General features: G+C 67.1%; 22 protein-coding genes. 15 read left to right on the forward strand and 7 right to left on the reverse strand.

Going from position 1 to position 24,076, the window contains the following annotated elements; genetic code table 11:
* Positions 1–40 precede the first annotated feature (40 nt).
* The 5 genes from EUB48_RS00830 to EUB48_RS00850 all read left to right on the forward strand — a co-directional run bounded on the left by EUB48_RS00830 (position 41) and on the right by EUB48_RS00850 (position 5,486).
* Positions 41–376, forward strand: coding sequence for an AzlD domain-containing protein (locus EUB48_RS00830; protein ID WP_142817096.1), 336 nt, complete (start codon positions 41–43; stop codon positions 374–376).
* 85 nt (positions 377–461) lie between these two features.
* A complete protein-coding gene (locus tag EUB48_RS00835) occupies positions 462–1,670 on the forward strand; it encodes a phosphoglycerate kinase (protein ID WP_142817097.1) in 1,209 nt (402 codons plus the stop codon).
* A 135-nt stretch (positions 1,671–1,805) separates the two neighbouring features.
* Positions 1,806–3,239, forward strand: a complete 1,434-nt coding sequence (gene pyk, locus EUB48_RS00840; protein WP_142817098.1) for a pyruvate kinase — start codon at positions 1,806–1,808, stop codon at positions 3,237–3,239.
* Positions 3,240–3,373: 134 nt separating this feature from the next.
* A complete protein-coding gene (fba, locus tag EUB48_RS00845; protein WP_142817099.1) occupies positions 3,374–4,438 on the forward strand; it encodes a class II fructose-bisphosphate aldolase in 1,065 nt (354 codons plus the stop codon).
* 130 nt (positions 4,439–4,568) lie between these two features.
* On the forward strand, positions 4,569–5,486 hold the full coding sequence (locus EUB48_RS00850) for a phosphoribosylaminoimidazolesuccinocarboxamide synthase (RefSeq protein WP_142817100.1): 918 nt from the start codon (positions 4,569–4,571) through the stop codon (positions 5,484–5,486).
* A 117-nt stretch (positions 5,487–5,603) separates the two neighbouring features.
* Here EUB48_RS00850 and EUB48_RS00855 read toward each other — a convergent pair whose 3' ends face one another.
* Positions 5,604–6,524, reverse strand: a complete 921-nt coding sequence (locus EUB48_RS00855; protein WP_142817101.1) for a tetratricopeptide repeat protein — start codon at positions 6,522–6,524, stop codon at positions 5,604–5,606.
* A 36-nt stretch (positions 6,525–6,560) separates the two neighbouring features.
* Here EUB48_RS00855 and purE point away from each other — a divergent pair, with 36 nt between their 5' ends.
* The 4 genes from purE to EUB48_RS00875 all read left to right on the forward strand — a co-directional run bounded on the left by purE (position 6,561) and on the right by EUB48_RS00875 (position 10,515).
* The gene (gene purE, locus EUB48_RS00860) at positions 6,561–7,061 is read left to right on the forward strand and encodes a 5-(carboxyamino)imidazole ribonucleotide mutase (protein ID WP_142817102.1); all 501 of its coding nucleotides are present in this window, start codon (positions 6,561–6,563) and stop codon (positions 7,059–7,061) included.
* A complete protein-coding gene (locus EUB48_RS00865) occupies positions 7,058–8,404 on the forward strand; it encodes a 5-(carboxyamino)imidazole ribonucleotide synthase (RefSeq protein ID WP_142817103.1) in 1,347 nt (448 codons plus the stop codon). Before purE ends, EUB48_RS00865 begins: the two co-directional genes overlap by 4 nt.
* A gap of 25 nt (positions 8,405–8,429) precedes the next feature.
* Complete coding sequence (locus EUB48_RS00870; protein ID WP_142817104.1) at positions 8,430–9,455, forward strand: L-threonylcarbamoyladenylate synthase; 1,026 nt, start codon at positions 8,430–8,432, stop codon at positions 9,453–9,455.
* Positions 9,456–9,531: 76 nt separating this feature from the next.
* Positions 9,532–10,515 (forward strand): SGNH/GDSL hydrolase family protein, encoded by a 984-nt coding sequence (locus EUB48_RS00875; RefSeq protein ID WP_142817105.1) that lies wholly within the window; start codon positions 9,532–9,534, stop codon positions 10,513–10,515.
* Between the two features lie 29 nt (positions 10,516–10,544).
* Here the strand turns inward: EUB48_RS00875 and dacB are convergent, their stop codons facing one another.
* Positions 10,545–11,969 (reverse strand): D-alanyl-D-alanine carboxypeptidase/D-alanyl-D-alanine endopeptidase, encoded by a 1,425-nt coding sequence (gene dacB, locus EUB48_RS00880; RefSeq protein WP_142817106.1) that lies wholly within the window; start codon positions 11,967–11,969, stop codon positions 10,545–10,547.
* 80 nt (positions 11,970–12,049) lie between these two features.
* Between dacB and tsaB the strand changes: the two genes are divergently transcribed.
* The 4 genes from tsaB (at position 12,050) to EUB48_RS00900 (ending at position 14,767) form a co-directional block, all read left to right on the forward strand.
* Entirely contained in the window at positions 12,050–12,778 is a 729-nt protein-coding gene (tsaB, locus tag EUB48_RS00885) for a tRNA (adenosine(37)-N6)-threonylcarbamoyltransferase complex dimerization subunit type 1 TsaB (protein ID WP_142817107.1), read from the forward strand.
* A 22-nt stretch (positions 12,779–12,800) separates the two neighbouring features.
* The gene (gene rimI, locus EUB48_RS00890; RefSeq protein ID WP_077561813.1) at positions 12,801–13,268 is read left to right on the forward strand and encodes a ribosomal protein S18-alanine N-acetyltransferase; all 468 of its coding nucleotides are present in this window, start codon (positions 12,801–12,803) and stop codon (positions 13,266–13,268) included.
* A gap of 2 nt (positions 13,269–13,270) precedes the next feature.
* Positions 13,271–14,131 carry a uracil-DNA glycosylase gene (locus tag EUB48_RS00895; protein ID WP_244618459.1) on the forward strand — a complete coding sequence of 287 codons (861 nt, stop codon included), beginning with the start codon at positions 13,271–13,273 and terminating at the stop codon, positions 14,129–14,131.
* A gap of 216 nt (positions 14,132–14,347) precedes the next feature.
* On the forward strand, positions 14,348–14,767 hold the full coding sequence (locus EUB48_RS00900) for a DUF1810 domain-containing protein (protein WP_142817108.1): 420 nt from the start codon (positions 14,348–14,350) through the stop codon (positions 14,765–14,767).
* A gap of 17 nt (positions 14,768–14,784) precedes the next feature.
* Here EUB48_RS00900 and EUB48_RS00905 read toward each other — a convergent pair whose 3' ends face one another.
* Positions 14,785–15,252 (reverse strand): winged helix-turn-helix transcriptional regulator, encoded by a 468-nt coding sequence (locus EUB48_RS00905; RefSeq protein ID WP_142817109.1) that lies wholly within the window; start codon positions 15,250–15,252, stop codon positions 14,785–14,787.
* A gap of 129 nt (positions 15,253–15,381) precedes the next feature.
* On the opposite strand from EUB48_RS00905, the gene EUB48_RS00910 reads away from it, so the two are divergent.
* Positions 15,382–16,683 (forward strand): D-amino acid dehydrogenase, encoded by a 1,302-nt coding sequence (locus tag EUB48_RS00910; protein WP_142817110.1) that lies wholly within the window; start codon positions 15,382–15,384, stop codon positions 16,681–16,683.
* A 22-nt stretch (positions 16,684–16,705) separates the two neighbouring features.
* On the opposite strand, the gene EUB48_RS00915 is transcribed toward EUB48_RS00910, so the two are convergent.
* On the reverse strand, positions 16,706–17,593 hold the full coding sequence (locus tag EUB48_RS00915; RefSeq protein WP_142817111.1) for a DMT family transporter: 888 nt from the start codon (positions 17,591–17,593) through the stop codon (positions 16,706–16,708).
* 37 nt (positions 17,594–17,630) lie between these two features.
* On the opposite strand from EUB48_RS00915, the gene pyrF reads away from it, so the two are divergent.
* Entirely contained in the window at positions 17,631–18,455 is an 825-nt protein-coding gene (gene pyrF / locus EUB48_RS00920) for an orotidine-5'-phosphate decarboxylase (RefSeq protein WP_142817112.1), read from the forward strand.
* A 10-nt stretch (positions 18,456–18,465) separates the two neighbouring features.
* Here pyrF and EUB48_RS00925 read toward each other — a convergent pair whose 3' ends face one another.
* From EUB48_RS00925 to EUB48_RS00935, 3 genes are all read right to left on the reverse strand, one after another.
* Positions 18,466–19,437, reverse strand: coding sequence for an EamA family transporter (locus EUB48_RS00925; RefSeq protein WP_142817113.1), 972 nt, complete (start codon positions 19,435–19,437; stop codon positions 18,466–18,468).
* Positions 19,434–22,463 (reverse strand): excinuclease ABC subunit UvrA, encoded by a 3,030-nt coding sequence (uvrA, locus tag EUB48_RS00930; protein WP_244618460.1) that lies wholly within the window; start codon positions 22,461–22,463, stop codon positions 19,434–19,436. The genes EUB48_RS00925 and uvrA overlap by 4 nt, the downstream gene beginning before the upstream one ends.
* 111 nt (positions 22,464–22,574) lie before the next feature.
* On the reverse strand, positions 22,575–23,801 hold the full coding sequence (locus EUB48_RS00935; RefSeq protein WP_244618290.1) for an MFS transporter: 1,227 nt from the start codon (positions 23,799–23,801) through the stop codon (positions 22,575–22,577).
* Between the last annotated feature and the right edge of the window lie 275 nt (positions 23,802–24,076).

Here is a 24,076-nt window from a genome sequence, read left to right on the forward strand (position 1 = left end):
GGGAGCCACACGCAGTGGGCGAGGGTGGGGGCGATTCCACATGACGAGTTCCAACTTGTGGATGCTGACCACCATCGTCGGCCTGGCCTGTGTCACGGTGCTGGCGCGATCCTTCTTCCTGATCTCGGCCAAACCCTGGAGCCTGCCACGCTGGGTCCAGCGCGGGCTGCACTACGCGCCGATTGCCGCGCTGGCGGCCGTGATCGTGCCCGAAATCGTGATGACGCAGGGCCATCTGGTCAACACCTGGCAGGACGCGCGCGTGTATTCGGCCGTCGCGGGCGCGCTCTGGTTTTTCTGGCGCAGCAGCATGCTGGGCACCCTGCTGGCGGGTATGGCGGTGTACTTGCCGCTGCATGTGGGGCTGGGCTGGTAGCGGTCCCGCCTGGGTCAAATGCACCAGCGCTGCCACTAAAATCGGCGCTTGCCCCGCCCCTTCGTCCTTGCGAGCCCGTCCTGCCATGAATTTCATCCGTTTCTCCGATCTGTGCGCCCAGGGCAAAGTCCGTGGCCAGCGCGTCTTTATCCGCGCCGACCTCAACGTGCCGCTGGACGAGGCCGGGCATATCACCGAAGACACGCGCATTCGCGCCTCCATCGCCTGCATCCGCATGGCGCTGGACGCCGGTGCGGCCGTGATGGTGACTTCGCATCTCGGACGCCCGACCGAGGGTGAATTCCAGCCGCGGGATTCGCTGGCGCCGGTGGCGGCGCGCCTGGGCGAACTGCTGGACCGCGAGGTGCCGCTGATCGCCAATTGGGTCGATGGCTTCCAGGTCGATGGCAAGGATCTGTCCCCCGGCCAGCTGGTTCTGCTGGAGAATTGCCGCCTGAACCGCGGCGAAAAAAAGAACAACGAAGTGTTGGCCAGGAAAATGGCCTCGCTGTGCGACATCTACGTGCACGATGCCTTTGGCACGGCGCACCGCGCCGAAGCCAGCACTTACGGTATCGCCCAGTACGCGCCGATCGCCTGCGCCGGCCCGCTGCTAGCGACCGAGATGGATGCCATCGCGCGTGCGCTGAGCAACCCGAAACGCCCGCTGGTGGCGATCGTGGCGGGCTCCAAGGTGTCGACCAAGCTCACCATCCTGAAAGCCCTGGCTGCCAAGGTCGATCAGTTGATCGTGGGCGGCGGCATCGCCAACACCTTCATGCTGGCCAGCGGCCTGGCTATCGGCAAGAGCCTGGCCGAGCGCGAGCTGTTGGACGAGGCCCGCGCCGTGATGGATCTCATGAAGGCGCGCGGCGCCGAGGTGCCAATCCCCACCGACGTGGTGACGGCCAAAACCTTTGCCGCCGACGCGCCGGCCACCGTCAAGGCCGTCACCGCGGTGGCCGACGACGACCTGATTCTCGACATCGGCCCGCAGACCACGGCCCGGCTTGCGGCGCAGCTGATGGCGGCCGGCACCATTGTCTGGAACGGCCCGGTCGGCGTGTTCGAGTTCGATGCGTTTGCCCACGGCACCGAGGGCATCGCGCGTGCGATTGCCCAAAGCGCGGCGTTTTCCATCGCGGGTGGCGGCGACACGCTGGCGGCCATTGCCAGATACGGCATCGAGAAGCAGGTGGATTACATCTCGACCGGAGGCGGCGCCTTTCTCGAAGTTCTGGAGGGCAAGACCTTGCCGGCGTTCGAAATTCTGCAAAAGCGCGCCAACGGTTGAGTTCGCGGCGCGGGCGACTGCGATCCGGGTGAAAGACTTTCACCCGAATCGACTGCAATGCCGGGGATTTTGTAACTGACATGTTCCCCGATTGCGGCGAGAATCCGAAACTTAATTACATCGGAGACTCACCCCATGCCGCGTCGCGCCACCAAAATTGTTGCCACCCTGGGCCCCGCCTCCAGTGACCCGGCGTTGCTGGAGCAGATGATCCGGGCCGGCGTCAACGTGGTGCGGCTCAACTTCAGCCACGGCAAGGCGCAGGACCATATCGACCGGGCCGCCCTGGTGCGCAAGGCGGCGAAGCGCGTTGGCCGCGAAGTGGCCATCATGGCCGACTTGCAGGGTCCGAAGATCCGCGTGGGCGTGTTTGCCGACGGCAAGGTGCTGCTCGCGCCGGCGCAGAAGTTTGTGCTCGACGCGTCGCGCACCGAGCCGGGCGACCAGGACGGCGTCGGGCTCGACTACAAGGAGCTGCCGCGCGACGTCAAGCCGGGCGATTTGCTGCTGCTCAACGACGGGCTGATCGTGCTGACGGTCGATGTCGTGCGCGGCGAGCAGGTGCACACCACCGTCAAGCTCGGCGGCGAGCTGTCCAACAACAAGGGCATCAACAAGCAGGGCGGCGGGCTGACCGCGCCGGCGCTCACGGCCAAGGACATGGAAGACATCAAGACGGCGATGAGTTTTCAGGCCGACTACCTGGCGGTGAGCTTCCCGAAGAATTCGACCGACATGGAAATGGCGCGCCAGCTCGCCAATGTGGCGGCGGCGCCGTACCAGCACAAGCCGGGGCTGATCGCCAAGATCGAGCGCGCCGAAGCCATTCCGCGGCTGGAAGAGATCCTCAAGGCCAGCGACGGCATCATGGTCGCGCGCGGCGATCTGGCGGTCGAGGTCGGCAACGCCGTGGTGCCGGCCCTGCAAAAACGCATGATCCGCATGGCGCGCGAGATGGACAAGCTGGTGATTACCGCCACGCAGATGATGGAGAGCATGATCAGCAACCCGGTGCCGACGCGCGCCGAGGTCAGCGACGTCGCCAACGCCGTGCTGGACGGCACCGATGCCGTGATGCTGTCGGCCGAGACGGCCGCGGGCAAGTACCCGCTCGAGACGGTGCAGGAAATGGCCAAGATTTGCGCCGAAGCCGAGAAGGCCGAGTACGCCGAGCTGGAGGCCGATTTCTCGGGCAAGACGTTCGGGCGCATCGACCAGTCGATTGCCATGGGCGCGCTGTTCACCGCGCACCACCTGGGCGCCAAGGCAATCGTGGCGATGACCGACAGCGGCTCGACCGCCCTGTGGATGAGCCGGCACCGCATTCACGTGCCGATCTACGCGCTCACGCCCAAGGTCGCCACGCAGCGCAAGATGGCCTTGTATCGCAACGTGCGCCCGCTTTTGATGGATACCAGCGTGGACCGTGATACCGCGCTGGCCGAGGCCGAAGGCCATCTGAAGAGCCGCAACATCGTGCAGCGAGGCGATGTGTACGCGATCACCTGTGGCGAACCCATGGGCGCGCCGGGCGGCACCAACATGCTCAAGATCTGCCAGGTCAGCTGATAGCGCCCGCCAAAGAGCGCACGATTCGTGCGATACCCGGCGCCACGTTAAAATCGGGACTGGTTACCAGACGGTTACCAACCCGCTTTGGCGCCGGTCAGGTGCTGGTTTTCAACTCTCAGGGATCATTCATCATGGCACTCGTTTCGATGCGCGAGCTGCTGGACCATGCCGCCGCTCACGGCTACGGCATTCCGGCTTTCAACGTCAACAACCTGGAGCAGGTCCAGGCCGTCATGTCGGCCGCCGACGAGGTCGGCGCGCCGGTGATCCTGCAGGCCAGCGCCGGCGCACGCAAGTATGCGGGGGAGCCGTTCATCAAGCACCTGATCCAGGCGGCGCTCGAAGCGTATCCGAAGATCCCGCTGGTGATGCACCAGGACCACGGCCAGAGCCCCGACGTCTGCCAGGGCGCGATCAACCTCGGTTTCTCCTCGGTCATGATGGACGGATCCCTCAAGGCCGATGGCAAGACCATTGCCGACTACGACTACAACGTGGACGTCACGCGCCAGGTGGTTGACATGGCGCACGCCACCGGCGTGACGGTCGAAGGCGAGCTCGGCTGCCTGGGCTCGCTGGAGACCATGAAGGGCGACAAGGAAGACGGCCACGGCACCGAGGCCACCATGACCCTGGACCAATTGCTGACCGACCCCGAGCAGGCCGCCGATTTTGTCCAGCGCACCCAGCTCGACGCGCTGGCCATCGCCATCGGCACCAGCCACGGCGCCTACAAGTTCACGCGCAAGCCCACCGGCGACATCCTGGCGATCGGCCGCATCAAGGAAATCCACCGCCGCATCCCCAACACCCACCTGGTGATGCACGGCAGCTCCAGCGTGCCGCAGGATTTGCTGGCCATCATCCGCGCGCACGGCGGCGCCATGAAGGAGACCTATGGCGTGCCGGTCGAGGAAATCCAGGAAGCCATCAAGCACGGCGTGCGCAAGATCAATATCGACACCGACATCCGGCTCGCGATGACCGCGGCGATCCGCCAGTACCTGTTCGAAAACCCCGACAAGTTCGACCCGCGCGACTACCTCAAGCCGGCGCGCGAAGCCGCCAAACAGATCTGCAGGCAACGCTACCTCCAGTTCGGCTGCGAAGGCCAGGGCGCCAAAATCAAGGGCCACAGCCTGCAGGTGGTGGCGGGCCAGTACGCCCGGGGCGAGCTGGCGCAGGTGGTGCACTGAGTGCCGCCCAAGCCGCGCCCCGCCCGCAAAAGCCACCGCCCGGTGGCTTTTTTGCCTTGAGTGAGAATAGACTTGAATATTGGCGCTCGCCCTCGAACGCCGCCGTCATCGAACCCGGACACCCACTGACATGACCAGCCCTGCCCCGTCCCTGCACACCTCCTCCCTCAAATCCCTGCCGCTGCTCGCGCGCGGCAAGGTGCGCGACAACTATGCCGTCGGCACCGACCGCATCCTGATGGTGGCGAGCGACCGCATCAGCGCGTTCGACGTGATCATGGGCGAGCCGATTCCGGGCAAGGGCGTGCTGCTCACGCAAATGGCGCTGTTCTGGTTCGACAGGCTGGGGCACCTGTGCCCGAACCACCTGACCGGCGAGGCGCCCGAGAGCGTCGTGACGCCCATTGAGGCGGCGCAGGTCAAGGACCGCTCCATGCTGGTCAAGCGCCTGAAACCCATCCCGGTCGAAGCCGTGGTGCGCGGCTACCTGGCCGGCAGCGGCTGGAAGGAGTACCAGCAGGGCCAGTCGGTCTGCGGCGTGCCGCTGCCCGCCGGCCTGAAAAATGCCAGCCAGCTGCCCGAGCCCATCTTCACGCCGGCTGCCAAGGCCGAGGCTGGCGCACACGACGAGAACATCAGCTACGAACACATGGTCAAGGTGGTCGGCCCCGCACTGGCCGCGCAGATCAAAAAGATCAGCATCGAGATTTACCGGACCGCCGCGGCCTTTGCGCTGGGCAAGGGCATCATCATTGCCGACACCAAGTTCGAGTTCGGCCTGGACGAGCAGGGCACGTTGACGCTGATGGACGAGGTGCTGACGCCCGACTCGTCGCGCTATTGGCCAGTGGAGGGCTATGAAGCAGCCTTTGCCGCCGGGCAGAACCCGCCGAGCTACGACAAGCAGTTCCTGCGCGACTGGCTGGAAGCCGTGCGCATCAATGGCAAGCCCTGGGACAAGACGCCGCCGGCGCCGCACCTGCCGCCGGACGTGGTTGCCAAAACCGCCGCCAAGTACCAGGAAGCGCTGCAGCGGCTCACCGCCTGATGGCTGTCATTCCAGGCTTGACCGGGAATCCACGGTAGTGGTCTGCGGGAGGTGGATTCCCGCCTGCGCGGGAATGACAGAGGTCGCGCGGGCGGCGCTGGACCTGCTTGGGGCGCGTCAGCTCAGGATCACGCTGCTCAGGCGCCGGCGGTAGCTCGCCACCGTCGGATCGTCAGGCGGGATCTGGCCGTCGGCCACCTTCGGGCGGGGCGGCTCGATGATGTCCAGGATGGCGATATAGGTCTTGCGCGCGAGCTCCCCGCTCCAGGTCTTGTCGCGCATCAGGATCTCCAAAAGCTCGTCGAGCGCGTCGGTCCAGCGCTGCTGCGCCATCAGCCACCGGGCCTTGTGAAAGCGCGCCTCGAAGTCGCGTTTGTTGAGCGCGATTTTCGCATCAAATGCGGCCTCAGCCGCCTCCCCGTCTGCGTGGCCAGCTGCAAAATCGATAGCATCCATCCAGCGCTGCAGCGAATCGAAGCGGCGCACCGTGGCGGCTTTGTCAAGCACGGGCGCGAACGCCACCCTGGCATCGCCCGTGTGGCCCTGCTGCAGCAGCAGCTTGACGTAGTCGAAGCGTGCGTCATCGTTGGCCGGGTCGGTGGCCACGGCGTACTGCAGCTTTTCCAGTGCGCTGCCGGTGTCGCCCTCCTGCAGCGCGTCCTTCGCCTGTTCGTCTGCTTCCTCGGCCTCGGCCTGTTCGGCGCTGGCCACGTGCTTGTCGAGGAACTGGCGTATTTCGGCTTCCGGGATGGCGCCCACGAAGCCGTCCACCGGCTGCCCGGCGTTGAAGAGCACGCAAAACGGGATGCTGCGCACGCCGAACATCTGGCTCAGCTGCTGCGAGATTTGCGGCACCTTGTCGGCGTCCAGCTTGGCCAGCGCGAAGCGCCCGCCATAGTCCGCCTCGAGCTTTTCCAGCACCGGGCCGAGCTGCTTGCACGGGCCGCACCATTCGGCCCAGATGTCGAGCAGCACGGGCTGGACGTTCGACGCATCGATCAGGTCGGACTGAATATTTTCAAGGGTGATGTCGATCATTGTGGGTAGTTCGGGGTGAAAACGTAAAATTCAAAGATGACTATTCAAATCGGCGTGGTGATGGGCTCGGCCAGCGACTGGGACACGATGCAGCACGCAGTGCAGATTCTCCAACAGTTCGGCATCGCCTACGAAGCGCGGGTGGTTTCGGCCCACCGCATGCCGGACGAGCTCTTTGCCTATGCCGAATCGGCCGTGCCGCGCGGGCTGCGCGCCATTATCGCGGGCGCCGGCGGCGCCGCGCATCTGCCGGGCATGCTGGCGGCCAAAACCGTGGTGCCGGTGCTGGGGGTGCCGGTCGCCAGCCGCCACCTGCAGGGCGTGGATTCGCTCTACAGCATCGTGCAAATGCCCAAGGGCGTGCCGGTCGCCACCTTCGCCATCGGCGCGGCGGGCGCGGCCAACGCGGCGCTGTTCGCCGTGGCCCTGCTGGCGGGCGAGGACGCGGCGCTGCGTGCGCGGCTCGAAGCCTTCCGCGCCGAGCAGACCGAGGCCGCGTGTGCCATGACGCTGCCACCGGCGGGCGTCGCATCATGAGCGCCGGCGAACGCCGCGAAGGGCCGCCCCGTGCCAGTTCAGCCCCCTCGGGGCTGAGCCCCGCGGCTCCCGATGTGCCTGCGCACATCGGGACGGGACGAAGAGCTGCTGCCTCCGGCAGCGGCACGTCCAGCGCGGCACGAGCCGCATCGGCTGTCGTCGATGCCAAGCCAGTGACAAGCGTGGGGGCTCCCATTCTTCCAGGCGCGACCCTGGGCGTCATGGGCGGCGGCCAGCTCGGGCGCATGTTCGTGCAGGCGGCCCAAAGCATGGGCTACTTCACGGTGGTGCTCGACCCCGATGCCAGCAGTCCGGCGGGGCTGGTCAGCCACTACCACCTCCTGGCCGATTACCTGGACGCGGCGGCGCTGGCGCAGCTGGCGCAGCGCTGCGATGCCATCACCACCGAGTTCGAGAACGTGCCCGCGCCGGCGCTGCGCCAGCTCGCCGCGCAGCGCCGGGTGTCGCCTGATGCCGACGCGGTCGCCATTGCGCAGGACCGCGCGCGCGAGAAGGCGCATTTCGTGGCCTGCGGCGTGCCCTGTGCGCCGCATGCCGTGATCGAAACCGCGGCGCAGCTGGCCGCCGTCTCCGAGGCGCTGCTGCCCGGCATCCTCAAGACCGCGCGCCTGGGTTACGACGGCAAGGGGCAGATCCGCGTCACGACCCGCGCCGAGCTGGCCGCGGCCTGGGCCGAACTCGGCAACGCGCCCTGCGTGCTGGAAAAAATGCTGGCCCTGAAGGCGGAATGCTCGGTGATCGTGGCGCGCGGCCTGGATGGCGCCATGGTGCATTTCCCGGTGCAGCGCAATCTGCACCAGGGCGGCATCCTGGCCGTGACCGAGGTTTATGAAGAAAATGTGTCGCCAGCCCTTGCCCGGTCTGCGGTAGAAGCTACCGAATCAATAGCAAACGGCTTGCAGTACGTGGGCGTGATGTGCGTCGAGTTCTTTGTGCTGCAGGACGATTCGCTGGTCGTCAACGAGATGGCGCCGCGCCCGCACAACAGCGGCCACTACACGATCGACGCCTGCGATCTCTCGCAGTTCGACCTGCAGCTGCGTACCCTCACCGGCCTGCCGCTGGTGGCGCCGCGCCAGCACAGCCCGGCCATCATGCTGAATCTGCTCGGCGACCTGTGGTTCCCCTCGGGTGATGAGGCGGTGGCGCCGCCCTGGCGCGAGCTGCTCGCGCTGCCGGGGGCGCACCTGCACCTGTACGGCAAGCAGCAGGCGCGCCGCGGCCGCAAGATGGGGCACCTGACCATCACCGGCGCCAGCGTGGCGCAGGCCCGGGCCACGGCGCAGCAGGCGGCGCGGCAGCTGGGGCTGGACGCATTTTGAGCGCGCCACGCCGGAGCGCCTGCGCATGATCCTGCCGGCAGACGCTGCAGATTCGATCGCCATCGCCGCGCGCGCCCTGGCGGCGGGCGATCTGGTGGGCTTCCCGACCGAGACGGTGTACGGCCTCGGCGCCGATGCCGGCGTGGACGCGGCCGTGGCAAAGATCTTTGCCGCCAAGGGCCGTCCACGCGAGCATCCGCTGATCGTGCATGTGGCCGACCCGGACCCGAACGGCGCGGGCGTGGCGCACTTTGCGGCCAGCGTGCCGGACTTTGCGAAGCAGTTGATGCGCGCCTTCTGGCCCGGCCCGTTGACGCTGATCCTGCCGCGCCGCCCCAAGGTCGGGGCCGCCGCGGCCGGCGGGCAGGATTCGATCGGCCTGCGCTGCCCGTCGCACCCGGTGGCGCTGGCGCTGCTGCGGGCCTGCAGCGCGCTGGGCGTGTACGGCGTGGCCGGTCCCAGCGCGAACCGGTTCGGGCGCGTCAGTCCGACCACGGCCGCGCATGTGCAGCAGGAGTTTGGCGACACGCTGCTGATTCTGGATGGCGGCGCCTGCGCTGTCGGCATCGAGTCCACCATCGTCGACTGCACCCGCGGCGCGCCCGTGCTGCTGCGCCCGGGGGTGCTCACGCGCGTGCAGATCGAGGCGGCCTGCGGCCACAAGCTGCGCACCAAAGAAGAACTGCAGGATGCGGGCGCCGCACCGACGCCGCGGGCCTCGGGCACGCTGGCGGCGCACTACGCGCCCAACGCCAAGGTGCGCCTGATGGATGCACGTGCGCTGCAGACCGCGCTCGACCTGCTGGGGGCCGATCTGGACCAGTCGAGCGCCCGCATTGCCATCTACTCTCGCGCCATGGTGCGCAGCCGCGCGGCGCGCGTGATACGCCGGCGCATGCCCGATGACGCCGGCGCTACGGCGCAGCAGCTGTTTGCGGTGCTGCGCGAGTTCGATGCGCAGGGCGCGACCCTGATCTGGATCGAGACCGTGCCCGACACTCCCGACTGGGACGGCGTGCGCGACCGGCTGCAGCGCGCCGCGGCCGCCTAAGCGGCGGCGCCGGTCGCGCTTTACCGGGCCGACACCGGGCCTCGTTAAACTACCCCTCCAGACTTTGGAGATTGCAATGACAGGAAATTGGTTGCGCCGCATCATCATGCTGGCTGCCTGCGCGTCGGTGGCGCTGCTGGCGGGCTGCGGCAGCTCGGTCGAGTCGGCCCTCGCGCCTTCGCGCTTCATCTCGTTCGGCGACGCCTTCAGCGATGTCGGCAATCTCGGCGTCAACAACAAGTACACGGTGAATGACGGCAGCGTCAACAACTGGACGCAGCAACTGGCGGCCAGCTACGGCCTGAGCATCGCGCCCTCCCGCAGCGGCGGCCTGGGTTATGCGCAGGGCAACGCGCGCATCACCATTACGCCGGACGCCGCCGGCAGCACCGCGACCAAGACGGTGACGCAGCAGATCGACGCCTTTTTGGCGTCCAACACACTGCAGCCGAACGACGTGGTGCTGATCAATGGCGGCATCAGCGACATCGTGGCGGAGTGGGAAGCCATGACGGCGGGGACCGAAACCCAGGCCCAGATGACCGCCAATGTCACACAGGCCGCCAAGGATCTCGGGGCCCAGGTCCAGCGCCTGGTGAACGCGGGCGCGCAGCACGTGGTGCTGGTCGGCACCTACGATCTGAGCGTCTCGCCCTGGGCCGCGGCCATTGGCCAGCCGCGCCTGAACTCCCTGCTGAGCAAGACAACGGTGAATTTCAATAACGCGCTGCTGCTCAGCGTCGTCAACCTTGGTGCCAACGTCCTGTACGTCGATGCGGCTTTTTACTTCAATATCGTGACGGCAGCGCCGGCGGGTTATGCGCCGCTGGGCACGACCGGAAACTCCCCCACCCCGGCCCCGGTCTGCACCTCGGTCGATCCCGGCCCGGGCATCGGTATCGGCGCAAACCAGGTCAACTCCTCTCTGTGCACGACCTCCACCCTTCTTCCCGGGGTCGACTACACCACCTACCTGTTTGCCGACCCGCTGTATTTCGCGCCAAGCGCACAGCGCCTGTTCGGCACGAGTGCGTTCACCAAGGTGAGCCAGCGCTGGTAAGGCTTCGCCCTCACCGCAGACCCAGCCCGCTACTGGTCCTTCACCGTCCACTCCACCAGCGCGTCCAGCGCGGGCCGGGCCGCCGGGGCGTTCGGGTGGTTGATCAGGCCGACCAGCGCATAGCGCCGCCCGCTGCGCCCCGTGGCGTAGCCGGCCACGGCCGCGACGTCACGCAGCGTGCCGGTCTTGAGCCGCGCATTGCCCAGCGCATCGGGCGCGATGCCGCGCTCGCGCATGCTGGCCACCGTGCCGTCCACGCCCGCGAGCGAGAGAGACTGCTCGAAGACATCGGCCGTGGGCCGCTGCGCCGCCGTGCGCAGCAACTGCGCCAGCGCCAGCGCCGAAATGCGCCCCTCGCGGCTCAGGCCCGAGCCGTTGTCGAGCACGGGTGCCCTGGGCCCGCGAACGCCAAAGGTTTGGCGCCACCAGTGCATCACCACCTCGCGCGAGGCGGCAAAGCTGCCCTGGCCGCGCTGCTGCGCACTCAGCGTCAAAAACACCTGCTGCGCCATCACGTTGTTGCTGAACTTGTTGACGTCGGCAATGATGCTGGACAGCGGCAGCGACGGCGCCTCCAGGATCAGCCGGGCCGTGGGCGGTGTGGCCCCCAGGCGCACCTGGCCGTCCAGCACGCCGCCCGAGGCCGCGAACACGGCCGCCATCACGCGGCGTGCGTAGCTGGCGGGGTCGGCATAGGCCAGTGGCCAGATCTGCTCGCCGCAGCGCACGCTGTAGCTGCCGCCAAAGCGGATGCGGTCCGGGCTGGAGAAATCGGCCTGCAGCGCACCGCGCCAGCCGGCGCAGTCGTCGCTGCTCAAAGGCACGCTGGCGTCCACCGTCAGGCCGGCCAGCGGCGGCTCGCTGGTGACGCGGGCCGTGTGGCTCGCCGGGTCGGGCACAAAGCCCAGCAGCACGGACTTGAAGTTGACCAGCAGGCCGCTGGGCGCGCTGTTGTAGGGGCGCATCGGCTCGCCGTCGAAAGCGCCGGGGTCGTGCGCGGGCACGTCGAAGATGCTGGCATCGAGCACGATGTCGCCGCGCACCTCGCGTACGCCGCGCTCGCGCAGGGCCTGAAAGTCCGCCGTGATGCGCTCGATCACCCATTTCGGGTCGCCGCCGCCGCGGATCACCAGGTTGCCGTTCACGACGCCGTCGTCCAGCGTGCCGTCGATGTAAAAGCGCGTCTTCCAGGTGAAGTCTGGCCCGAGCTGGTCCAGCGCCGCGAAGGTGGTCACCAGCTTCATCACCGAGGCCGGGTTCATGGGGGCCTGCGCGCGGTGGCTCAGGCGCGCGGGCGCGCCGTCCAGCGGCAGCACCAGCAGGCTCACGGCGTCCGGCGGGACCCTGGCGCGGGCCAGCGCGCCGGCGACTTCTGGAGGGAGGGTCTGGGCGCCGCAGGCCGTGCCCAGCACCAGGGTGAATAGCGCCAGCGCGCAGCGGGACAGGAATGACATGCGCGGATTATCCGGTCCCCCGATAATCGGGCCATGTGTTCTCCCGCCCAGTTGTTTCGTCCGTGCCGCGATTGCCCCGCATGAAGCTGCTCGCCTTCGATACCAGCACCGAGGTCATGTCCATTGCCGTGGCGCATGACGGTGAGGTCTGGCAGCATACCGGCGCCGGCGGCGCACAGGCCTCCAGCACGCTGATTCCGGCGATCCAGTCGCTGATGGCGCAGGCCGGCCTGCGGCTGGAGCAGCTCGATGCGATCGCCTTTGGCCGCGGCCCGGGCTCGTTCACCGGGCTGCGCACGGCCTGCTCGGTGGCGCAGGGGTTGGCCTTTGGCGCCAGCGCCAAATTGATGTCCCGCAGCGGCGCCTTGTCCGAAGTGAAGGTGCTGCCCATCGACACCCTGCTGGCCCTCGCCGAAGAAGCTCGCTACCTGCACGGCGCCACGCGCGTGCGCGCCCTGCTGGACGCCCGCATGGACGAGATGTACCTTGCCGACTATGAATTTGAGAGCAACTTGTGGAGACCTGACGGGGACTTCAGCCTGATTCGACCTGAAACCCTGCGGGCCAGGGCGGGCTGGGCGCTGGCCGGCAATGTATTTGCCGCGTACGGCGCGCGTCTGCCGCAAGGCATGCCGCGGCGGCAGGCGCTGCCCACGGCCACGGCGATGCTGCGGCTGGCCCCAGGCCTGATCGCGGCGGGCCGGGCGGTTCGTGCCGACCAGGCCCTGCCGCTCTATATTCGCGATAAAGTGGCAAAAACCACCGACGAGCGTGCGGCCGAGCGGGCCGCACTGTCGCCAACGATTTGACCCTTTCCACCTCTCCTGTGCCATGAGTGCCGTCCTGAAAACCCTGGAAGCCCAGTTCGAGCCTCTGACCGCGGCGCGCATCGACGAGGTCGTGGCCATCGAGCAGATCGCCTATGCGCATCCGTGGGCGCGCCACCACTTCGCCGACTCGCTGGCGGCCGGCTACCAGGCCCAGTTGCTCACGGCGGGCGAGAACCTGCTGGGCTACTTCGTGGCGATGCGCGGCGTCGATGAGGTGCATCTGCTCAACATCACGGTCGCGCCGGTGCACCAGGGCCAGGGCTGGGCGCGCGTGATGCTGGACGCGCTCACCCTGTGGTCGCGCGCGCAAGGCGCCCAGTGGCTGTGGCTGGAGGTGCGCATCAGCAACTACCGCGCGCAGCAGATTTACGAGCGTTACGGCTACCGGCGCGTCGGCCAGCGCAAGAATTACTATCCCGCCGTGCAGGGCAAGCGCGAGGATGCCATCGTCATGAGCCTGAAGCTGTGAGGCTGGACCTCGACGAACGCCAGCGCGCCATGCTGGCGGAGATGAATATCCCGGTCTGGTGGCCGCCAGCGGCCGCCGAAGCCGAGGTGGAAGGCATTGCCATGGTCGCGCCGGCCGTATCCGCCGCCGTGCCGCGTGCGGCCATTCCACCGGTCGCTCCTGAATCAATAGCTGCCAGCAAACGACCAGCAAGGGCTGCAGACCTGAAACCTTCAGAAGATCGGGCGGCGCCGGCGCTGCAGCCACTACCCGCCGGCATCGCCACCATGGACTGGCCGGCGCTACAGGCCGCGGTTGCCGGCTGCCGCGCCTGCAGGCTGTGCGAGGGCCGCCACAACACGGTGTTCGGCGTCGGCCCGGCCGCGCCTGCGCCCGGCCGGGCGCCGCAGGTCGACTGGCTGATCGTGGGCGAGGCGCCCGGCGAAAAGGAAGACCTGGCGGGCGAGCCCTTCGTCGGCCCGGCCGGCAAGCTGCTCGACAATATGCTCAAGGCCATCGGACTGGACCGCCACGCCAACGTCTTCATCGCCAACGTCATCAAATGCCGCCCGCCCGGCAACCGCAACCCTGAGCCGGGGGAGGTGGCGCAGTGCGAGCCCTACCTGCGCCGGCAGATCGAACTGCTTGAGCCCAAAATCATTCTGGCCATGGGCCGCTTCGCCGTGAACGCGCTGCTGCAGGCCACGGTACCCGAGGTGCACAAGCTGCCGCTGGGCAAGCTGCGCGGGCAGCCGCACCAGTACCGCGGCGTGCCGGTGATCGCGACCTACCACCCGGCCTACCTGCTGCGCAACCTGCCCGACAAGGCCAAGGCCTGGGCCGACCTGTGCCTGGCGCTTGAGGTGCTCCAGCGCCGGGCCTGAAGCGCTTTAGCGTAGCAGGACAAATAGAAGAATAATGACAAGAAGAGTGCCAATACCGATATACATACAAGCTCCTGCGGCGCTGCCCGCCCCCGACAGGGATGCTGGAGCACACGCCAGTGCCTTGATTGGGCGCCTTGAGGTGTGTTCTCGTCTGTGCTCCAGCCCACGTTGTGCGAGAAAGTTCTTCGGCGCTGGCACCCTCAAGGAGTGAACATGGCCGACCCGTATAACCTGGAGCGCTTCGTGCAAGCGCAAAACCCGGTTTACCCACAGGTCTGCATCGAGCTGGCGGCCGGCCGCAAGAGCAGTCACTGGATGTGGTTCGTGTTTCCGCAGCTCAAGGGACTGGGCCGCAGTGCCATCGCGCAGCACTTCGGCATCGCCTCGAGGGCCGAGGCCGAGGCTTATTGGCGCCACGCGCTGCTCGGGGCGCGGCTGAAGGAGTGCACCCAACTCGTGCTGGCCGTCGAAGGCCGCACGGCGCTGCAGATCTTCGGCTCGCCGGACGATCTCAAGTTCCACTCGTCGATGACGCTGTTTGCGCAGGTGGCGCCGGACGAGCCGGTGTTCCAGCGGGCGCTGAACCAATATTTCGGCGGGGAAGGCGATGCGGGGACGTTTGAGCGCCTGTGAGAGCGGCCGCGGTCGCGTCAGCGATCCACCGGCAGATACAGGCTTTCCTTGACCTCTTCCATCACCACGTAGCTGTGCGATTCGGCCGTCACGGGCAGTTTCTTGAGGATGTCGCCGAGCAAATGGCGGTACTCGCTCATGCCGCCCAGCCGTGCTTTCACCAGGTAGTCGAAGCTGCCCGACACCAAATGGCACTCCATAACCTCGGGCACATGCAGCAGCTCCTGGCGCACTTTGTCGAACACGTCACCCGACTTGGACGAGAGCGTGATCTCCACGAACACCAGCAAGGTCTTGCCGAGCGCCGCGGGGTCCACCCGGGCGTGGTAGCCGGTGATGACCTTTTCGCGCTCCATGCGCCGCACGCGCTCGGAACACGGCGAGGTCGATAGCCCGATCTGTTCGGCCAGATCGGTCATGGAAATACGCCCCTGGCGCTGCAGGATGTCGAGGATTTTGCGGTCGGTGCGGTCGAGGTCGGTCATTTCACTTCTCCAATGGCTGGAACGAAAGAAGCTCAGCTGAAATATCTCAATTGTTTGATTATTTCAGTGAATCTTGTGGCAATCAAATTAATAAACTAGCCACATATCTTGTTAACTGTGGGGTATGCCATGAAAGTGATCGTTTTGGGCGGCGGTGTCATCGGCACCACGACGGCTTATTACCTGGCCCGTTCGGGCGCTGAGGTCACCGTGCTCGATCGCCAGAGCGGCCCGGCGCAGGAGACCAGCTTTGCCAATGCCGGCCAGGTCTCGCCCGGCTATTCCACGCCCTGGGCCGCACCCGGCATTCCGCTCAAGGCACTGAAGTGGATGTTCCAGAAGCATGCGCCACTGTCGATTCGGCCCGACGGCAGCCTGTTCCAGCTGCGCTGGATGGCGGCCATGCTGAAAAACAGTTCGGCCGACCGCTACGCCGTCAACAAGGAACGCATGATGCGCGTGGCCGAATACAGCCGCGGCTGCCTGCGCCAGTTGCGTCTGGATACCGGTATCGAGTACGAGCAGCGCACCGGCGGCACGCTGCAGCTGTTTCGCACGCAGGCGCAGCTCGATGCGGTGCAGCGCGATGTGGCCGTGCTGCAGGAGTGCGGCGTGCCCTACGAGCTGCTCGATCGCGACCAGCTCGCCATTGCCGAGCCGGCCCTGGCCCAGGCACGTGAGCGGCTGGCGGGCGGCCTGCGCCTGCCGAACGATGAAACCGGTGATTGCCACATGTTTACTCAGGGCCTGGCCGCGCTCGCGCGGGGGCTGGGCGTGGATTTCCGTTTCGACCAGACGGTCGATGGCCTGGTCCTTGACGCTGGTCGCATCACTGGCGTGCGCGCGGGCGGCCAGGTCTTGACGGCCGATCGCTACGTGCTGGCCTTCGGCAGCTATTCGCGCAACTTTATGGCGCCGCTGGGGCTCGACATTCCGGTCTATCCGGTCAAGGGCTACTCGCTGACCGTGCCGCTGCTCAACCCCGAGCTGGCGCCGCAATCGACCGTGCTGGACGAGACCTACAAGGTGGCGGTCACCCGCTTCGACAAGCGCATCCGGGTCGGCGGCATGGCCGAACTGGCGGGCTTTGACCTGCGCCTGAACCCGCGCCGGCGCGCGACGCTGGAACTCGTCGTGAGCGACCTGTTTCCGGGCGGCAACCTGCCTAAGGCCGAATTCTGGACCGGCCTGCGTCCCATGACGCCCGACAGCACGCCCATCGTTGGCGCGACGCCTTATGCCAACCTGTTCCTCAACACCGGCCACGGCACCCTGGGCTGGACCATGGCCTGCGGCTCCGGAAAACTGGTGTCCGACCTGGTGACGGGCCAAACGCCCGAGATTCGTACCGACGGTCTCGCGCTCGACCGCTACCTGCCACCCTCGCGCACACGGCCTGCCAGCGCGAAGCCGGCCAACGCGCCGGCATAAGCCGCCCTGAAGCCGCGCAGGCTCAGGCCCTGCGCGCCGGCGCCGGCGCCAGCACCGAGCCGATCGCCGCCACCATCAGCACCACGGCCGTCCAGTCCTGCCAGTGCAGCACCTCGTGCAGCCATACGGCGCCGCTGAACACGCCCAGGATGGGGATGAGCATCACGCTCAGCGTGGAGGCCACCGGCGGCAGGCCGCGCGCCAGGGAGAACCACGCGGCCTGGGCCAAGCCGAAGACCAGCACGGCATTGAACAGGATCGCGGCCCAGGTCGCGCCGGACGGCGTCTTCCACTGCGATGCCTCGAACAGCAGGGCCAGCAACGTCATGACGATGGTGGACAGCGCCGTCATCCAGAACGACAGCGTGAGCGTGGCCACCGGCAGGGTCGTGCGGCGCAGCATCTGCGTGCCGACCGCCCAGGCGGCGGCTGCAACCAGGGCCTCCATCACGCCCAGCGGGCTGCCCGTGAGGTGCGTGAATTCGTACCACAGCAGCAGCACCACGCCGGCGCCCGCCGCCACCACGCCGGCCCAGGCGCGCGGCAGCATCTTGTTGCCAAAGAACAGGGCGCCCAGCACGGCCGAGAAGATCGGCATGGTGTAGCCCAGGATCGCCGCGCGCCCGCTGGACAGCGACTTCACGGCCAGGATGATCAGGCCCTGCCAGATAAACATGTTGGCGAAGGCCAGCCAGAACAGCTCGCGCCAGTGTTCGCGCGCGATGCCCAGCGGCACCCTCATCCCGCGCAAGACCAGCCACAGCACCGGCAGGCTCAGCCACATCGACAGCATGCGAAAGGTCAGCGGCGGGAAGTCGGTGACGCCCAGTTTCATGATCGGCCAGTTCAGGCCCCAGATCAGGGTCAGCAAGGCCAGGGTGACGAGCTGGCGCCGGGAAAGTGCGTGCATGGGGGCCGATTGTGCCGGTAACCGTAAAATTGCGGGCATGACCTTCCTCGACATGCTGCACAGCGCCGAGCGCCGCAACGGCTCCCTGCTGTGCGTGGGGCTGGATCCCGAACCGGCCAAGTTCCCGGACCACCTCAAGGGCGACGCCAGCCGGATTTACGACTTCTGCGCCGCCATCGTCGATGCCACGGCCGACCTGGTGATTGCCTTCAAGCCGCAGATTGCCTACTTCGCCGCGCACCGCGCCGAAGACCAGCTCGAGCGGCTCATGGAACATCTGCGCCGCAATGCGCCGCAGGTGCCCGTCATCCTGGACGCCAAGCGCGGCGACATCGGCAGCACGGCCGAGCAGTACGCCAGGGAGGCGTTCGAGCGCTACGGCGCCGATGCGGTGACGCTGTCGCCCTTCATGGGCTTCGATTCGATCCAGCCCTACCTCAAATACGAGGGCAAGGGCGCCTTTTTGCTGTGCCGCACCTCCAACCCGGGCGGCGACGATCTGCAAAACCAGCGCCTGTCCAGCGTGCCCGGCGAGCCGCTCTTGTACGAGCACGTGGCGCGGCTCGCGCAGGGGCCGTGGAACCTGAATGGCCAGCTTGGCCTGGTGGTGGGCGCGACCTATCCCGCCGAGATCGAGCGCGTGCGCGCGCTCGCACCCACCGTGCCGCTCTTGATTCCCGGCGTCGGCGCGCAGGGCGGCGATGCGGCGGCCACGGTCAGGGCCGGCTGGCGCGCCGACGCGCCGATCGTGGTGAACTCGTCGCGCGCCATCCTGTACGCGTCGTCGGGCGAAGGCTTTGCCGAGGCCGCGCGGCGCGCGGCGCGCAAGACGCGCGACGTGCTGCAGGCGGCTCGGGGCTGAATCCTGGTTGCTATTGATCCAGTAGCTTGATGGGCTGCTCCGGCAAGGGCTGGAAGCTCCTTTTGTTCAGATACCGGTCGCCAAACAGGACGCAAGCCAGCGCCGCAACCACCAGCGCAATGCCGGCCCATTGCCAGGCGGTAACGCTCTCGCCGAGCACCAGCATGCCGGCCGCCAATCCCACCACCGGCACACCCAGTCCGAAGGGCGCCACGCGGTTGGCGGCGTGGCGTTTCAGCAGGGCGGTCCACAACCCATAGGCCCCGGTGGTGGCGGCCCAGCCGAGGTAGGCAATGGCGAACCAGGTGCTTGGCTGTACCGCGCGCCAGCTGGCCAGGTGCAGCCAGCGTGTGGCGCCGTCGTCGAACACCATGGACAGCGCGATGAAGGGCACGATCGGCACCAGGCTGCTCCAGACCACGAACGCCAGCGCGTCGAACTGCGGGGTGGCCTGCTGCGCCTTGCGCGCGACGATGTTGGAGCCCGCCCACATGGCCGCGGCACCCAGGTTGAGTACAAAGCCCAAAGCGGTGGTAGCCCGCGCGGTGTCGAGATGAGGCGCTATGTAGTTCATAGCGAAGCAAACCAGCCCCAGGGCCGCGAGCAGCAGCCCGGCCTGCAGGGCGCGGGTGGCGCGTTCACGCAGCAGCACGAAGCTGAATATCGCGGTGAAAAAGAGCTGGGTCTGCATCAGCACGGAGGCCAGCGCCGCCGTCATGCCGACCTTGAGCGCCATGAACAAAAAGCCGAATTGCCCCAAGCCCTGGAACAGGCCGAACAGCACGACCCACTTCCAGTGCAGCCGCGGTGGGCGGATGAAAAAAACCAGGGGCAGCACCGCCGCCGCGAAGCGCGCCGCGCCCAGCTGGAACGGCGTGAAGTCGTGCAGCGCGAACTTCATGGCGACAAAATTCAACCCCCAGATCACCACCACGGCCAGCGCGGCCAGCAGATCGCCGGGGCTGAAGCGACGGTGCGTCATGCCGCGGCCCGCGCCGCCTCGGGCGTCTCGTGGGACAGCAGCCGCTGCAGGTAGCGTCCCGTATGGCTGTCCGGATTGGCCGCGATCGCCTCAGGCGTGCCCACGCCCACCACCAGGCCGCCGCCGGCGCCGCCTTCGGGGCCCATGTCGATGATCCAGTCGGCGGTCTTGATCACGTCCAGGTTGTGCTCGATTACGACGATGGTGTTGCCCGCGTCGCGCAGGTGCTGCAGCACCTTGAGCAAAAGGGCGATGTCGGCGAAGTGCAGGCCGGTGGTCGGCTCGTCCAGGATGTACAGCGTGCGGCCCGTGTCGCGCTTGGACAGCTCGAGCGCGAGCTTGACGCGCTGCGCCTCGCCGCCCGACAGCGTGGTGGCGGCCTGGCCGAGCTTGATGTAGGACAGGCCGACGTCGAGCAGGGTCTGCAGCTTGCGCGCGATGTTGGGCACGGCCTTGAGGAATTCGTGCGCCGCCTCGACCGTGAGGTCGAGGATTTGCGCGATGTTCCTGCCCTTGTAGAGCACCTCCAGCGTTTCGCGGTTGTAACGCTGGCCGTGGCAGACGTCGCAGGGCACGTAGACGTCGGGCAGGAAGTGCATCTCGACCTTGACCACGCCGTCGCCCTGACAGGCCTCGCAGCGCCCGCCCGCCACGTTGAACGAAAAGCGCCCCGGGCCGTAGCCGCGCTCGCGCGCCATCGGCATCTCGGCCATCAGTTCGCGCATCGGCGTGAACAGCCCGGTGTAGGTGGCCGGGTTGCTGCGCGGCGTGCGCCCGATCGGCGACTGATCCACGTTGATGACCTTGTCGAAATGCTCGATGCCGAGGATCTCCTCGTGCGGCGCCGGCTCGTCGTGGGCGCGGTACAGCGTGCGTGCCACCGCGGTGTACAGCGTGTCGTTGACCAGGGTGGACTTGCCCGAGCCCGAGACGCCGGTCACGCAGGTCAGCAGCCCGACCGGGAATGCCACTGTGACGCCGCGCAGGTTGTTGCCGGTGGCGTTCACCACGCGCAGCGACTGCAGCTCGCCCTGGGTCGACAGGTGCGCCGCCTGACGTTCGGCGCGCGCGACCCCGGCGGCGCTCGGGGGAAACCGGGACGGGCCTTTCTTCTCCACGGTGGCCGGGGCCACGGTTGGCAGCCATGGGGTGCGCCGCGTGGGCACGGCGATCTTCTGCACGCCCGCCAGGTACTGGCCGGTCAGTGAGTCGGGGTTGGCCTTGACCTGCTCGAAGGTGCCCTGCGCGATCACGCGCCCGCCGTGCACGCCGGCGCCCAGTCCCATGTCGATCACGTGGTCGGCCGCGCGCATCATGTCCTCGTCGTGCTCGACTACCAGCACGCTGTTGCCGATGTCGCGCAGGTGTTTTAGGGTGCCGATCAGACGGTCGTTGTCGCGCTGGTGCAGGCCGATGCTGGGCTCGTCCAGCACGTACATCACGCCGGTCAGGCCCGAGCCGATCTGCGAGGCCAGGCGAATGCGCTGCGACTCGCCGCCGCTGAGGGTTTCGGCGCTGCGGTCCAGGCTCAGGTAGTTCAGCCCCACGTCGTTGAGAAATTTCAGCCGCAGGCCGATCTCGCGCACCACCTTGTCGGCAATCTCGCCCTTGGCGCCGTGCATCTTGAGGGTGCTGAAATACGCAAAGCTGTCGCGCAGCGTGGCGCGGCTGATCTCGAAAATGGCGCGCGCCTGCGCGCCCTCGCCCACCTTGACGTGCCGTGCCTCGCGTTTGAGCCGCGTGCCGCCGCATTCCCCGCAGGGCTGGGTGCTGCGGTAGCGTGCCAGGTCTTCGCGCACCAGCACCGAGTCGGTCTCGCGCCAGCGCCGCGCCATGTTCGGGATCACGCCCTCGAACGGGTGCTTCTTGCTGACCTTCTTGCCTTGCGAGGCACCGGAATCCATCACATAGCTGAAGCGGATCTCCTCCTCGCCCGAGCCGTGCAGGATGGCCTGGCGGATGTGCGGCTCGAGCGTCTCGAACGGCGCTTCCAGGTCGAACTTGTAGTGTTTGGCCAGGCTCTCCAGCAGCGCGAAGTAGTAGCCGTTGCGCCGGTCCCAGCCCTTGATGGCGCCGCTGGCCAGGCTCAGCGAGGGAAAGGCGACGACGCGGGCGGGGTCGAAAAACTCCTGCGAGCCCAGGCCGTCGCAGGCCGGGCAGGCGCCGACCGGCGAGTTGAAGGAAAACAGCCGCGGCTCCAGCTCGCTGATGGAGTAGCCGCACACGGGGCAGGAGAACTTGGCGTTGAACAGGTGTTCACGGCCGCTGTCCATCTCCAGCGCGATGGCCCGGCCATCGGCCAGCCGCAGCGCCGCCTCGAAGCTCTCGGCCAGCCGCTGCTGCAGATCGGGCCGTACCCTAACGCGGTCGATCACCACGTCGATGTTGTGCTTCTCGGCCTTCTTGAGCTTGGGCAGGTCGTCGTATTCATACGCCGCGCCGTCGACCCGAAAACGCACGTAGCCCTGCGCCTGCAGGTCGGCAAATACGTCCAGGAATTCGCCCTTGCGGTCGCGCGCGATGGGCGCGAGGATCATCAGCCGCGTGTCTTCGGGCAGCGCCTGCACCGCATCGACCATCTGGCTCACGGACTGTTGCTGCAGCGGCAGGTCGTGGTCCGGGCAGTAGGGCGTGCCGGCGCGCGCGAACAGCAGGCGCAGGTAGTCGTGAATCTCGGTCACCGTGCCGACGGTGGAGCGCGGGTTGTGGCTGGTGGCCTTCTGCTCGATGGAGATCGCCGGCGACAGGCCCTCGATCAGGTCCACGTCGGGCTTGTCCATCAGCTGCAAAAACTGGCGCGCGTAAGTGGACAGGCTCTCGACGTAGCGGCGCTGGCCCTCGGCATACAGCGTGTCGAAGGCCAGGCTCGACTTGCCCGAGCCGGACAGCCCCGTGATCACCACCAGCTGGTTGCGCGGAATGTCGAGGTCGATGTTCTTGAGGTTGTGCGTGCGCGCGCCGCGAATGCTGATGCGCTGCTGCTGCAGCGCCCGGGCCAGGTATTGGCCGTTTTCAGCGGGATCGATGGGCGGGCCGTCGAAGGGAGAGTTCAAAATCGTGCGCGTTCGGGGAAACCCACCATGATAGTCGCTCGCACCAGGCGGTGTGGCGCCCGGCCGGCCGGCGAACCGGCAAGGTCAATGGGCAGACTTCGGGGGCGGTTGAATGGACCAGGCCACAAACAGCCAGACCAGCGATAGGGCCGCGCAGGCCAGGAAAACGCCCTCGCCGGACCAGGCTTTTGCAATCCACCCGCCCAACGCGCCGCCGGCAAACAGCCCGAGCGATTGGGCGGTGTTGTAAATGCCGAGCGCCAGGCCCTTGCGTGCCGGCGGGGCCGTGCGCGACACCAGCGACGGAATCAGCGCCTCCATGAGGTTGAATGCGACGAAGAACGAAAACAGGGCAGCAATCAGCGGCACCGGCCGGGTGTAATCGAAAGCAAACCCGAGCATCGTCAATGTCATGAGCGCCACCGCACCAATAAATACGGGGCGCATGTGACCGCGACTCTCCGCCCAGATGATCCCCGGAACGGCCACGAGGAACGACCCCAGCGTCACGGGCAGGTAAACCATCCAATGCTGTTGCACGGCGATGCCCGCGTTCTGCACCAGGGCCACGGGCACCACCACGAACATTGCCACCTGCGTGAAATTGACAACAAAAATACTGAAGTGCAGGCGCAGCAGGGCGGCGGTGAAGACGGAGTCGCGCGGCGCGGACGCGTGCCGCTCTTTGGCGTGCGTGGTCATGGGCATGTCGGGCACTACCCACTTGATCACCGCAATTGCAAGGACCGCCAGAACCCCGGTCAGGATGAACATGCCGGGCACGCCAATCAAGTGATACAGGAGCGGCGCGGCAATCAGGGACACGATGAAGCTCATGCCAATGGTCATGCCGACAATGGCCATGGCCTTGGTGCGGTTCTCGTCCCGGGTGGAGTCGGCGATCATGGCGGAAATGGCGGCCGAGATGGCCCCGGCTCCCTGTACCGCCCGGCCCACAATAATGCCGCCCAGCGTGTGCGAGGTGCCGGCCATGAAGGAGCCGACCGCAAAAATGACCAGGCCGAACATCATGACCGGTTTGCGTCCAAATCGATCGCTCGCGAGCCCAAGGGGAATTTGCAGGGCCGCCTGGGTCAGGCCATAGATGCCCAGTGCCAGGCCCACCAGAAACTGATTGCCGCCGCCGGGCAGGGTGCTGGTGTAGATGGCAAAAACCGGAAGGACGAGGAAGAGCCCGAGCATGCGCAGGCCGTAGATCGATGCCAGCGTGATGCTGGATCGGCGCTCCTGCGCGTTCATGCTGATTCGGGGAATCTTCTGGAAGGTTTCTGGCGAAGCTGTGATAGCCATGAGGTCGATGGTTCGGTTGGTCGGTCTGGCGTGAGCGGCACTCGGCGCGCCAGACGACGCCCCATGGCGGCCCACAGGTTGTGCCAGGTCCGCCGGGCCTCGGCCAGCCCTGCAGCCCGTTTAACAACGGGTTCCGGGGGTTTGCCGGACGTCGGGCGGGGGGACACTTGTGCCAGCCCTGTATTCTCTCACGGGCGGTCCCTGCGCCTGGTCGGCGCGGCGGCCGCTTGCGGCACAATCGGGTTTTATGCGCCGGGTTGTGCGTATTTCTGTAG

The sequence above is a fragment of the Rhodoferax sediminis genome (assembly GCF_006970865.1).
Classification (GTDB): Bacteria; Pseudomonadota; Gammaproteobacteria; order Burkholderiales; family Burkholderiaceae_C; genus Rhodoferax_A; species Rhodoferax_A sediminis.

What these genes read in the sequence shown, in the direction of transcription:
- EUB48_RS00830 (WP_142817096.1), top strand. Translation starts at nt 41, where the DNA reads ATGACGAGTTCCAACTTGTGGATGCTGACCACCATCGTCGGCCTGGCC.
- EUB48_RS00835 (WP_142817097.1), top strand. Translation starts at nt 462, where the DNA reads ATGAATTTCATCCGTTTCTCCGATCTGTGCGCCCAGGGCAAAGTCCGT.
- pyk (WP_142817098.1), top strand. Translation starts at nt 1,806, where the DNA reads ATGCCGCGTCGCGCCACCAAAATTGTTGCCACCCTGGGCCCCGCCTCC.
- fba (WP_142817099.1), top strand. Translation starts at nt 3,374, where the DNA reads ATGGCACTCGTTTCGATGCGCGAGCTGCTGGACCATGCCGCCGCTCAC.
- EUB48_RS00850 (WP_142817100.1), top strand. Translation starts at nt 4,569, where the DNA reads ATGACCAGCCCTGCCCCGTCCCTGCACACCTCCTCCCTCAAATCCCTG.
- EUB48_RS00855 (WP_142817101.1), bottom strand. Translation starts at nt 6,524, where the DNA reads ATGATCGACATCACCCTTGAAAATATTCAGTCCGACCTGATCGATGCG.
- purE (WP_142817102.1), top strand. Translation starts at nt 6,561, where the DNA reads ATGACTATTCAAATCGGCGTGGTGATGGGCTCGGCCAGCGACTGGGAC.
- EUB48_RS00865 (WP_142817103.1), top strand. Translation starts at nt 7,058, where the DNA reads ATGAGCGCCGGCGAACGCCGCGAAGGGCCGCCCCGTGCCAGTTCAGCC.
- EUB48_RS00870 (WP_142817104.1), top strand. Translation starts at nt 8,430, where the DNA reads ATGATCCTGCCGGCAGACGCTGCAGATTCGATCGCCATCGCCGCGCGC.
- EUB48_RS00875 (WP_142817105.1), top strand. Translation starts at nt 9,532, where the DNA reads ATGACAGGAAATTGGTTGCGCCGCATCATCATGCTGGCTGCCTGCGCG.
- dacB (WP_142817106.1), bottom strand. Translation starts at nt 11,969, where the DNA reads ATGTCATTCCTGTCCCGCTGCGCGCTGGCGCTATTCACCCTGGTGCTG.
- tsaB (WP_142817107.1), top strand. Translation starts at nt 12,050, where the DNA reads ATGAAGCTGCTCGCCTTCGATACCAGCACCGAGGTCATGTCCATTGCC.
- rimI (WP_077561813.1), top strand. Translation starts at nt 12,801, where the DNA reads ATGAGTGCCGTCCTGAAAACCCTGGAAGCCCAGTTCGAGCCTCTGACC.
- EUB48_RS00900 (WP_142817108.1), top strand. Translation starts at nt 14,348, where the DNA reads ATGGCCGACCCGTATAACCTGGAGCGCTTCGTGCAAGCGCAAAACCCG.
- EUB48_RS00905 (WP_142817109.1), bottom strand. Translation starts at nt 15,252, where the DNA reads ATGACCGACCTCGACCGCACCGACCGCAAAATCCTCGACATCCTGCAG.
- EUB48_RS00910 (WP_142817110.1), top strand. Translation starts at nt 15,382, where the DNA reads ATGAAAGTGATCGTTTTGGGCGGCGGTGTCATCGGCACCACGACGGCT.
- EUB48_RS00915 (WP_142817111.1), bottom strand. Translation starts at nt 17,593, where the DNA reads ATGCACGCACTTTCCCGGCGCCAGCTCGTCACCCTGGCCTTGCTGACC.
- pyrF (WP_142817112.1), top strand. Translation starts at nt 17,631, where the DNA reads ATGACCTTCCTCGACATGCTGCACAGCGCCGAGCGCCGCAACGGCTCC.
- EUB48_RS00925 (WP_142817113.1), bottom strand. Translation starts at nt 19,437, where the DNA reads ATGACGCACCGTCGCTTCAGCCCCGGCGATCTGCTGGCCGCGCTGGCC.
- EUB48_RS00935 (WP_244618290.1), bottom strand. Translation starts at nt 23,801, where the DNA reads ATGGCTATCACAGCTTCGCCAGAAACCTTCCAGAAGATTCCCCGAATC.